General features: G+C 48.0%; 9 protein-coding genes and 1 pseudogene. All 10 read left to right on the forward strand.

Translation table 11 applies throughout. The features are described from left to right. Positions 1 to 111: 111 nt before the first annotated feature. Positions 112 to 2,211: a flagellar biosynthesis protein FlhA gene (gene flhA, locus VJL_RS25435; protein WP_038872072.1), complete on the forward strand. Its 2,100-nt coding sequence runs from the start codon at positions 112 to 114 to the stop codon at positions 2,209 to 2,211. Positions 2,212 to 2,239: 28 nt separating this feature from the next. Next, complete coding sequence (gene flhF / locus VJL_RS25440; RefSeq protein ID WP_038882133.1) at positions 2,240 to 3,751, forward strand: flagellar biosynthesis GTPase FlhF; 1,512 nt, start codon at positions 2,240 to 2,242, stop codon at positions 3,749 to 3,751. 14 nt (positions 3,752 to 3,765) lie between these two features. Next, on the forward strand, positions 3,766 to 4,653 hold the full coding sequence (locus VJL_RS25445) for a MinD/ParA family protein (RefSeq protein WP_038882135.1): 888 nt from the start codon (positions 3,766 to 3,768) through the stop codon (positions 4,651 to 4,653). Further along, complete coding sequence (locus VJL_RS25450; protein ID WP_038882136.1) at positions 4,646 to 5,380, forward strand: RNA polymerase sigma factor FliA; 735 nt, start codon at positions 4,646 to 4,648, stop codon at positions 5,378 to 5,380. The genes VJL_RS25445 and VJL_RS25450 overlap by 8 nt, the downstream gene beginning before the upstream one ends. A 45-nt stretch (positions 5,381 to 5,425) precedes the next feature. Continuing rightward, the gene (cheY, locus tag VJL_RS25455) at positions 5,426 to 5,794 is read left to right on the forward strand and encodes a chemotaxis response regulator CheY (RefSeq protein WP_017635949.1); all 369 of its coding nucleotides are present in this window, start codon (positions 5,426 to 5,428) and stop codon (positions 5,792 to 5,794) included. Positions 5,795 to 5,913: 119 nt separating this feature from the next. Next, the gene (locus VJL_RS25460) at positions 5,914 to 6,654 is read left to right on the forward strand and encodes a protein phosphatase CheZ (RefSeq protein WP_038872065.1); all 741 of its coding nucleotides are present in this window, start codon (positions 5,914 to 5,916) and stop codon (positions 6,652 to 6,654) included. A gap of 9 nt (positions 6,655 to 6,663) precedes the next feature. Continuing rightward, the gene (locus tag VJL_RS25465; RefSeq protein WP_038882137.1) at positions 6,664 to 8,913 is read left to right on the forward strand and encodes a chemotaxis protein CheA; all 2,250 of its coding nucleotides are present in this window, start codon (positions 6,664 to 6,666) and stop codon (positions 8,911 to 8,913) included. A 29-nt stretch (positions 8,914 to 8,942) separates the two neighbouring features. After that, positions 8,943 to 10,058 carry a protein-glutamate methylesterase/protein-glutamine glutaminase gene (locus VJL_RS25470; protein ID WP_038882138.1) on the forward strand — a complete coding sequence of 372 codons (1,116 nt, stop codon included), beginning with the start codon at positions 8,943 to 8,945 and terminating at the stop codon, positions 10,056 to 10,058. Between the two features lie 8 nt (positions 10,059 to 10,066). Beyond that, entirely contained in the window at positions 10,067 to 10,843 is a 777-nt protein-coding gene (locus VJL_RS25475) for a ParA family protein (RefSeq protein ID WP_038882139.1), read from the forward strand. Then, positions 10,836 to 11,021, forward strand: a pseudogene (locus VJL_RS25480) (chemotaxis protein CheW); the annotation flags it as partial. The gene VJL_RS25475 and the pseudogene VJL_RS25480, both read left to right, overlap by 8 nt.

The raw sequence follows: 11,021 nt of genomic DNA on the forward strand, positions 1-11,021 counted from the left end.
ACAACAATACCTAAACTTTTAGGCTAAAGCCGTCGCGTAGTACTCATTATAAGCGTTTAATTACTGCTTTCAGTTACGTGATGCTCCAGACCGATTGAGACACCTCGCAGTATGAAGTTAAGCCTGCCATTTGCAGATAAATTGCCAAAGATCCCACAGCGTTCCATGCCTGCCATTGGTGCGCCTGTTATGGTACTGGCCACCCTTGCGATGGTGGTTTTGCCTATTCCTGCGTTCCTGCTGGATTTATTCTTCACCTTTAACATCGCCTTAGCCATGGTGGTGTTGTTAGTGACCGTTTACACACGTCGTCCACTCGACTTTGCTGCATTCCCAACTGTACTGCTTATTGCAACCTTATTGCGCCTTGCATTGAACGTGGCGTCTACGCGTGTGGTACTTCTTTACGGTCATGAAGGGGGCAACGCCGCTGGTAACGTAATCGAAGCATTTGGTAACGTTGTGATTGGCGGTAACTACGCCGTGGGTTTGGTCGTATTCCTAATCTTGATGATCATTAACTTTATGGTGGTCACCAAAGGTGCGGGTCGTATTTCTGAGGTAAGTGCTCGCTTCACACTGGATGCCTTACCGGGTAAGCAGATGGCGATCGATGCAGACTTGAACGCCGGTTTGATTGACCAAGACCAAGCACGCATACGCCGTTTTGAAGTGACCAAAGAAGCCGACTTCTACGGTTCAATGGATGGTGCGTCTAAGTTTGTTAAAGGCGATGCGATTGCCGGTATCTTAATCCTGTTCATCAATATCATCGGCGGTTTGTCGATTGGTATGGCACAGTATGGTTTGGGCTTCTCTGAAGCGATGCAAATCTACACGCTCCTGACCATTGGTGACGGCCTGGTGGCACAAATTCCATCGTTGCTACTGTCTATCGCTGCAGCGATGATGGTAACGCGTCAAAATACTGATGAAGACATGGGTGAACAGCTGATTTTCCAGATGTTCGACAATCCGAAAGCCCTCATGATCACCGCTGCCATTCTTGGTGTGATGGGTATCGTGCCGGGTATGCCACATTTCTCGTTCTTGTCATTAGCCGCTGTTGCTGGTGGTGCTGCTTACTGGCTTGATAAGAAGCAAAAACAAAAAGCCAAAGAACCGGCCTTACCCGCCAAAGCGGAAGATGGCAGCGAACCCATTTCTCAACGCGAATTGTCATGGGATGATGTACAACCAGTCGATATCATCGGTCTGGAAGTGGGCTACCGTTTGATCCCATTGGTGGACCGAGACCAAGGAGGCGAACTGCTTGAACGTGTGAAAGGCGTGCGTAAAAAGCTCTCTCAAGACTTCGGTTTCCTTATTCCTGCGGTTCATATCCGCGACAACCTAGAACTGACCCCAAACAGCTATCGTATTACCTTGATGGGCGTTGCTGTTGGTGAGGCCGAGATTCGTCCCGACCAAGAACTGGCTATTAACCCTGGCCAGGTTTACGGCATGATTGAAGGCGAACCAACCATGGACCCAGCGTTCGGTCTTGAAGCGGTTTGGATTCGTGAAGAGCAACGTGAACATGCACAAGCTCTTGGTTATACCGTTGTTGATTCTTCAACTGTATTGGCGACGCACCTAAGTCAACTACTCACCAACAACGCATCACAGCTGATTGGTCATGAAGAAGTACAGAACCTATTGGAAATGCTTGGTCGTAGCGCACCTAAGTTGGTGGAGAACTTCGTCCCTGATCAACTGCAATTAGGTGTGGTGGTCAAAGTGCTACAAAACCTACTTAACGAAGCCATCCCTATTCGCGATATCAGAACCATAGTGCAGACGTTGGCCGAGTACTCGAGTAAGAGTCAAGAACCTGACATTTTAACGGCAGCGGTGCGCATTAGCCTGAAGCGACTAATTGTTCAGGAAATCAATGGTATAGAACCAGAGTTGCCGGTGATAACACTCATTCCTGAACTGGAACAAATATTGCATCAAACCATGCAGGCATCAGGGGGCGAATCTGCGGGCATAGAACCGGGGTTAGCCGAGCGACTTCAGTCCTCCTTGAGCCAAGCGACACAAGAGCAAGAACTGAAAGGTGAGCCTGCGGTTCTGCTGACGTCTGGCGTATTGCGTTCCACACTGGCGAAGTTTGTTAAGAACACAATACCTAACCTCCGCGTACTGTCTTACCAAGAAATACCGGACGAGAAACAGATCAGAATTGTGCAAGCCGTGGGTAACTGATCCCGCGCATCATTAATGGATTCATAGTTTGAAGATTAAACGATTTTTTGCCAAAGACATGCGAACGGCGCTGCTCCAAGTGAAAGAAGAACTTGGTGCCGAAGCGGTGATCATGTCGAATAAGAAAGTGGCGGGCGGTGTCGAGATCGTTGCGGCAATAGATGGTGAGTCCAATGCGGCACCGTCTTCGCAAGCGCAGTCGCTTCCTAATCGCAGCGCAGCTCAATCGAATCGTTATAGCGAACCTCGTCAAATGTCATCATCTGCGTCTGAGCGTTATCAAGATCGCCGTTTAGATGAAGACAGAATCAGCCTAAACGCGAACAATGAAAAATCAGGCTCGATGACAAAACGTTTCGCGAACATGCTCAAGCAATACAGTGGCGGTGCCGCTGAGTCAGATGACCACGTAGCGGAAAATGAAGATTCGCTATCGGCATTGTTGCAACGCCAAAATAAGCATCGTGAAAGCTATAACCAAGAAAAGCCTGCGCCTTACCAACCAGACTCGCCCTTGGCGAAGTTGATTGCTCAAGACAGCCGTTTTGAGCGTCCGACGCCAAAGTTGGACCCAACCCGCTACGATCGCCGCCGTCCTTCGGATGAGCGTGAAGACGCAGCGGATGAGCTGGAGAACATGCGAGAAGAGATGACATCAATTCGTCGTCTGCTTGAGCACCAAGTCTCTGGTTTGATGTGGCAAGAAGTTGAGCGCCGTGAGCCTCTAAGAGCCATGCTGATCAAACGTTTAGAGCGAATGGGTGTGTCCCCGGAGCTTGCGGATCAAATGGCATGCTATATCCCAGAAGACACTAAACCAGCGCGAGCGTGGAAAGCACTGCTTTCTCTTGTTGCAGATCAAATCACGATTCCAAAACAAGACATTTTAAAGCGTGGTGGCGTGGTTGCACTGCTTGGCCCGACAGGAGTGGGTAAAACCACAACCGTTGCGAAGCTGGCAGCACGTGCGGCGATGGAGTTTGGTGCCGATAACGTAGCCCTTGTGACAACAGATACATATCGCATAGGTGCACATGAGCAGCTCTCAATTTACGGAAGAATTATGGGTTGTCCCGTAAGAGTTGCTAAAGATTCTAACGAGTTAGCCGATGTTATATATCAGCTACGAAACAGAAGACTGATTTTGGTCGATACGGCAGGGATGGGGCAGCGAGATGTAAGGCTCTCTGAACAGCTTGATACCCTGATGCAAGAGAGCGGTGAAGTGATTCACAGCTACCTTGTTTTGCCAGCTACCGCTCAACGTCGGGTTTTGCAAGAAACACTGGATCATTTCCGACGCATTCCGCTGTCGGGCTGTATTTTGACTAAGCTTGATGAATCATTGAGCTTGGGTGAATTTATCAGCGTCGTGATTCAGAATGCGATGCCAGTGGCATACATCGCCAATGGTCAGCGCGTGCCAGAAGACATTGTGATAGCACAACCAAAATACATGATTGCGAAAGCAAATGAACTGTTAGAGAAGTCGACAGAGAACGAACCTCACTTTTGGAACAGTGACAGCGAAGGACTCTAGGGCGGCGGACTACTATGACTGAGAATATGATACACGATCAAGCAAGCGGCCTCCGTCGCTTAACACAACCATCATTGACTAAAGTAATTGCTGTTACTGGCGGCAAAGGTGGTGTGGGTAAATCAAACGTAACACTGGGTCTGGCGATCTGTATGGCTCGCCAAGGCAAGAAGGTGATGGTTCTCGATGCTGACCTAGGTCTAGCCAATGTTGACGTTATGCTCGGAATCCGTTCAAAACGTAACCTTGGGCATGTCCTTGCGGGTGAATGTGAGCTAAAAGATGCGATTGTTGAAGGCCCTTATGGTATAAAGATAGTCCCTGCAACTTCTGGCACACAAAGCATGACCGAGCTATCTCCTGCTCAACATGCTGGACTCATCCGTGCATTTGGTAGTCTTGAAGAAGAAATGGACGTACTGCTGATTGATACAGCAGCGGGCATTTCTGACATGGTGATTAGTTTTTCACGAGCAGCTCAAGATGTTGTGGTTGTTGTCTGCGACGAGCCGACTTCTATTACAGATGCCTACGCATTAATCAAGTTGTTGAGTAAAGAACACCAGGTCCAACGCTTCAAAGTTGTTGCAAATATGGTCAGAAGCTACCGTGAAGGCAGAGAATTATTCGCAAAGTTGACGCTAGTCACAGAGCGCTTCTTGAATGTCAGCCTTGAACTCGTAGCATGTATTCCATTGGATGACAAAGTTCGACAAGCCGTTAAACGACAAAAGATCGTTGTGGATGCATTCCCTCGTTCTCCAGCGGCTTTAGCAATCAGCTCATTAGCGAACAAAGCACTAACGTGGCCACTGCCGAAAACACCAAGTGGACACCTAGAGTTCTTTGTTGAAAGGTTGCTAAATCGTACTGAATTCACAGAGGACCCTTTTGGTGAATAAAGCGATTACCTACGACCAACATGGCAAGTTTAATAGCCAGCAGGCGTTCATTGAACGTTATTCTGTGTTGGTCAAGCGTATTGCTCATCACCTGTTAGGCCGTTTACCGCCGAGTGTTCAGGTAGAGGATTTAATTCAGGCCGGCATGATCGGTCTTATCGAAGCTCAGCAGAATTATGATGGTTCTAAAGGTGCGAGCTTTGAAACTTATGCAGGTATCCGTATTCGCGGTGCAATGTTAGATGACATTCGCAAAGGCGACTGGGTACCTCGTTCTGTTCATAAAAATAATCGTGAAATTAACCAAGCGGTAGCGGAGCTGGAAGGCATCTTAAATCGCGACCCGTCTGACTCTGAAGTCGCAGCGCATCTTGGTATGACACTAGATCAATACCACAGTGCGTTGACCGACATAAATTGTTCAAGGTTAGTGGGTATCGAAGATTTAGGTGTTTCTGATGACGTGATTTCACCAGCGGACGAAACCGATGACAGCAACCCATTTAAGGGCGTAGCTGATGAATCGTTTCGAAAAGCACTGGTTGAATCAATAAAACAGCTTCCGGAGCGTGAAGCTTTGGTACTTTCGCTTTATTATGACGAAGAACTCAATTTGAAAGAGATTGGCGATGTGTTGGGCGTAAGCGAATCTCGCGTAAGCCAAATACTGAGTCAAGCGATGCAACGTTTACGCACCAAGCTCAGTGCGTGGACACAAAATGACTAAACACACTGATTTTACGATTCAGTGGAGGCAATTTTGAATAAAAACATGAAGATCCTTATTGTTGACGATTTCTCAACAATGCGCCGTATTGTTAAAAACCTGCTTCGTGACTTGGGTTTCAATAACACTCAAGAAGCGGACGACGGTTTAACTGCATTACCAATGCTGAAAAAAGGTGACTTCGATTTTGTTGTAACTGACTGGAATATGCCAGGTATGCAAGGCATCGACTTGCTTAAACACATCCGTGCAGATGCAGAATTAAAGCACCTTCCTGTTCTTATGATCACAGCAGAAGCTAAACGTGAGCAGATCATTGAAGCAGCACAAGCAGGCGTTAACGGCTATATCGTTAAGCCATTTACCGCTGCAACACTAAAAGAAAAATTAGATAAAATTTTCGAACGTTTATAACTCTCTCTTTTTCTTTGTTACTCGAGTCATCACTCCTAATACCTAATACAAAAGGGTGGCTCGGTTGACGCTCAAAAAAGCAAAAGAAAGCACTAAACGTAAAAAAGGGTCTATTCAGGATGATCTCACTAGAGCAGGCGAAGTCGCTCGTTCAGATGCTAGAAAACGGGGAACAGGACCAAGCTAACACGCTTGTTGCCTCGATATATGAAGGCGACGGGAATCCGATGCTTAAAGAAATCGGAACATTAACCCGTGACCTTCATGATTCACTTAAGCAGTTCAACCTCGATCAGCGCATGACAGAAATTGCAAAAGCCGAGATACCGGATGCAAGAGACCGTCTGCAATATGTGATTGATAAAACTGAACTGGCAGCAAACAAAACGATGGATGCGGTTGAGTGCTGTTTACCTATCGCTGATAACCTGCATGAGTGCCTTCAACAAGTTCGACCTCAGTGGAACGAACTCATGCACGGACGCATTGAATTAAGCGATTTCAAAACACTTTGTCACCGTATCGATGAACTATTAGTTCAAGTCGAAGGTGACAGTACTGAGTTGCGCGGTCAACTGACCGAAATTCTTATGGCACAGGACTTCCAAGACTTAACGGGTCAAATTATTCGCCGTGTGATCACGCTTTCTAATGAAGTGGAAGATCGCTTGGTTGAGATCTTGACCGTCTTTTCTGCAAATAAACCAGAAGAACAGACTCAAGTTTTGCCAGAACCGTCAGATAAAAAGATTAAACAATCAAGCGAAGCTGAAGGCCCTATTCTGAATCCGGAACTTAGGGAAGATGCGGTTTCATCGCAGGACGAAGTCGACGATTTGTTGTCCAGTCTTGGATTTTAAAGGTAACGTATGAGCTACGATTTAGACGAAGATATTCTTCAGGACTTTCTCATTGAGGCTGGAGAAATCCTAGAGCTGCTGTCTGAGCAGCTGGTTGAACTGGAAAATAACCCAGAAGACAAAGATCTCCTAAACGCGATTTTCCGCGGCTTCCACACCGTAAAAGGTGGTGCTGGTTTCCTATCATTAGCAGAGCTGGTTGACACTTGTCACGGTGCTGAGAACGTGTTTGACGTGTTAAGAAACGGTCAGCGTTCTGTATCGCCAAGCTTGATGGACACCATGTTAAAAGCGCTGGATACAGTCAATACGCAATTCCAAGCGGTGCAAGATCGTGAGCCACTAGATGCGGCAGATCCAGCATTGTTGGAAGAGCTTCACCGTTTGTGCAAACCAGAGTCAGAAGACGAGGTTGTTACGGTCGCAGAAGCACCCGTTGTAACGCCAGAGATTCCTGAACCTGCTATCGAGCAGCCTGCTGCGCCAGTAGAAGCAAGCACAGCTCCAGTGAGTGTTGGGTCCGTGGATGAAATTACTCAAGACGAGTTCGAGAAACTGCTTGATGAACTGCACGGCAAAGGCTCAGCACCAGGTGCATTAACGCCTGTACCGGCTGTTCCTGCAACGCCTACTCAATCGAATGCTCCGGCAACCGATAGCGGTGATATTACTGACGATGAGTTCGAGAGGTTACTCGACGAGCTACATGGTGTTGGTAAGAGCCCATCTGCTTCTGAAATTGCTCCAGTTGAGCCGCCAAAAGCGGCAGAACCTGCTGCGCCAGCCGGCTCTGCATTTTCGAACGACAGCGATTTGATGACGGATGAAGAGTTTGAAAAACTCCTCGACGAATTGCATGGTTCAGGCAAAGGTCCTTCTCTTGAAGAGCTCGATTTTGCGACTAAGCCTGCATCAGCAAACGTTGTTCCAGAAACGCCAAAAGCGGAACCCGCTCCAGCTCCTCAACCAGTTCCAGTAGCGGCTGCGCCTTCTCCTGCACCTGCTTCTGCTCCTAAGCCAGAAGTAAAACCGGTTGCGGTAAAAGAAGAAGCGAAAGCGCCAGCGGTTAAGAAGCCACAAGCAGAAGCGACAGTACGTGTTGATACTTCGACGCTAGACACCATCATGAACATGGTTGGTGAGCTTGTATTGGTGCGTAACCGTCTACTAAGCCTGGGTTTGAACAGCAACGACGAAGAAATGTCGAAAGCGGTAGCAAACCTAGACGTCGTGACTGCTGACCTTCAAGGTGCAGTGATGAAAACGCGCATGCAGCCAATCAAGAAAGTATTTGGCCGTTTCCCACGCGTTGTTCGCGACTTGGCGCGTAACCTAAATAAAGACATCGTGCTTGAAATGCGCGGTGAAGAAACCGACCTAGATAAAAACCTAGTAGAGGCGCTAGCGGATCCATTGATCCACTTGGTGCGTAACTCGGTTGACCACGGCATTGAAATGCCAGACGACCGCGCGAAAGCAGGTAAATCTCGTACTGGTAAAGTTATCCTATCTGCGTCACAAGAAGGCGATCATATCGAACTGGCTATCGTTGATGATGGCGGTGGTATGGATCCGAACAAACTTCGTGGTATCGCCGTGAAACGCGGCATGATGGACGAAGATGCGGCAGCGCGCCTGTCTGACAAAGAGTGTTTCAATTTGATCTTTGCTCCTGGTTTCTCAAGCAAAGATAAGATTTCTGATATCTCAGGTCGTGGTGTTGGTATGGACGTGGTAAAAACCGCGATCAATACACTAAACGGCTCTATCGATATTGACTCTGAATTAGGTAAGGGTACGAAGATTACGATCAAAGTACCGCTTACATTGGCAATTCTACCGACGCTAATGGTTGGCGTTGGCGGTCACCCATTTGCACTACCTCTGGCTTCTGTTAACGAGATCTTCCACTTAGATCTTAGCCGCACGAATGTGGTAGATGGCCAGCTGACGATCATCGTACGTGATAAATCTATTCCACTGTTTTACTTGCAGAACTGGTTGGCTTCTAAGTCTCCACGAGTGCAAGAGCGTACGGGGCACGGTCATGTTGTTATCGTACAGATCGGCAGCCAACGAGTTGGTTTCGTGGTGGATACGCTTATCGGCCAAGAAGAAGTGGTTATCAAGCCATTAGACAATCTATTGCAAGGCACACCAGGTATGGCAGGTGCGACTATCACGAGTGATGGCCACATCGCATTGATTCTTGATGTGCCAGACCTACTTAAGCAATATGCTGCGGCTTCACGCATTTAAGCGAAGCTGGGGTTTATAAAAGGAATAAAATGGCGATTAAAGTACTAGTCGTTGATGATTCGAGTTTTTTCCGTCGTCGCGTAAGCGAAATCATCAACTCAGAATCGCGCCTAGAAGTGATTGACGTTGCGGTTAACGGCAGAGAAGCGGTAGAAAAAGCCAAATCTCTCAAACCTGACGTCATCACGATGGATATTGAAATGCCAGTCATGGACGGTATTACTGCCGTTCGTGAAATCATGGCTGCGTCTCCTACGCCAATCCTGATGTTTTCGTCCCTGACGCATGATGGGGCGAGAGCGACACTTGATGCACTAGACGCTGGTGCGTTGGATTTCTTACCGAAGAAATTCGAAGACATCGCACGTAATCGCGATGAAGCGGTATCGCTGCTCCAACAACGAGTGATCCAAATTGCTTCCAAGCGTGCGTTTATGCGCCGTCCTATTGCGAAACCAGCGGCGACAACGGCTAATTCGACAACACGTCCTTTAGCATCTCGTTCAGCTACGCCAATGGCATCTGCACCAAGTCGCTCTATGGCTGCGAAATTCCGCGCGTCGGGTAAGAAGTATCAGTTAACGGTTATTGGCACTTCAACCGGTGGCCCTGTTGCGCTGCAAAAAATTCTAACTCGCTTACCTGTAAACTATCCGCACCCAATCGTGCTTATTCAACATATGCCAGCGACTTTTACCGCGGCGTTTGCGAGTCGTCTAAACACGCTATGCAAAATCCAAGTGAAAGAAGCGCAAGATGGTGATGTGTTGCAAGCTGGCGTTGCTTATCTTGCCCCAGGCGGCAAACAGATGATGGTTGATGGTCGTGCTGGTGCTGCTCGTCTTCGTATTATTGATGGTGGCGACCGTATGAACTACAAACCTTGTGTTGACGTAACGTTTGGCTCGGCGGCAAAAGTCTACGGCGACAAAGTCTTGTCGATGGTACTGACTGGCATGGGTGCTGATGGTCGTGAAGGTGCGCGTATGCTGAAATCGGCTGGCTCAACTATTTGGGCTCAAGACGAAGAAAGCTGCGTCGTCTACGGCATGCCTCAAGCGGTTGCGAAAGCGGGTATATCCACTGAAGATTTACCTCTCGACCGTATTGCTGAGCGCATGCTGGTCGAAGTCGGCTTAGCGTAGGAAAAATCATGATCGTTTGGAGTGTAGCAAACCAAAAAGGTGGGGTAGGCAAAACGACATCAACAGTGACGTTAGCAGGCCTATTAAGCCAAAAAGGCCATCGTGTCTTAATGGTGGATACGGACCCACATGCGTCACTGACCACGTACCTTGGTTATGATCCTGATGCTGTGACGTCGAGCTTGTTCGACCTTTTTCAGCTCAAGACGTTTACTCGTGAGACGGTAAAACCGTTGATCGTAGAAACGGATCTTGACGGCATGGACATTATCCCTGCGCACATGTCATTAGCCACGCTCGACCGTGTAATGGGCAACCGCAGCGGAATGGGGTTGATCTTAAAGCGAGCTCTACAAGCCGTTGCTCAAGATTATGATTATGTGCTGATCGACTGTCCGCCAATTCTTGGTGTGATGATGGTGAACGCACTAGCAGCGAGTGATCGCATTTTAATTCCGGTACAGACTGAATTTTTGGCCATGAAAGGTTTAGAGCGCATGATTCGCACGTTAACCATCATGCAAAAGTCTCGTCCGGGCGGGTTCAAAGTGACTATCGTGCCGACTATGTACGATAAGCGCACGAAAGCTTCGTTGCAGACGTTAACACAGCTGAAAAAGGATTATCCGAATCAGGTGTGGACCTCAGCGGTACCGATTGACACGAAATTCCGTGATGCAAGCTTGAAGCACCTGCCAGCATCGCATTTTGCTTCTGGTAGCCGTGGCGTGTTTGCATACAAGCAACTGCTAATTTACTTGGAGAGGCTAGCGTTCGATGAGTAATAACGACGTACTTTCCAGTGAACAAGCACTTGATGATTACTTCAGTGCTTTGCTTGGCGAAGAGGTCGAAGTTATTGAGCAAGAAGAAGCACTTGACTTGCTCGCTCAAGAACTATCATCTGCAGAGCCAGAGCCAGAGCCAGAGCCAGAGCCAGAGCCAGAGCCAGAGCCAGAGCCA

Source organism: Vibrio jasicida CAIM 1864 = LMG 25398, from assembly GCF_000400365.1.
Classification (GTDB): domain Bacteria; phylum Pseudomonadota; class Gammaproteobacteria; order Enterobacterales; family Vibrionaceae; genus Vibrio; species Vibrio jasicida.

Coding starts and splice junctions, on each gene's coding strand:
- flhA (WP_038872072.1), top strand. CDS start 112: ATGAAGTTAAGCCTGCCATTTGCAGATAAATTGCCAAAGATCCCACAG.
- VJL_RS25445 (WP_038882135.1), top strand. CDS start 3,766: ATGACTGAGAATATGATACACGATCAAGCAAGCGGCCTCCGTCGCTTA.
- cheY (WP_017635949.1), top strand. CDS start 5,426: ATGAAGATCCTTATTGTTGACGATTTCTCAACAATGCGCCGTATTGTT.
- VJL_RS25460 (WP_038872065.1), top strand. CDS start 5,914: ATGATCTCACTAGAGCAGGCGAAGTCGCTCGTTCAGATGCTAGAAAAC.
- VJL_RS25465 (WP_038882137.1), top strand. CDS start 6,664: ATGAGCTACGATTTAGACGAAGATATTCTTCAGGACTTTCTCATTGAG.
- VJL_RS25470 (WP_038882138.1), top strand. CDS start 8,943: ATGGCGATTAAAGTACTAGTCGTTGATGATTCGAGTTTTTTCCGTCGT.
- VJL_RS25475 (WP_038882139.1), top strand. CDS start 10,067: ATGATCGTTTGGAGTGTAGCAAACCAAAAAGGTGGGGTAGGCAAAACG.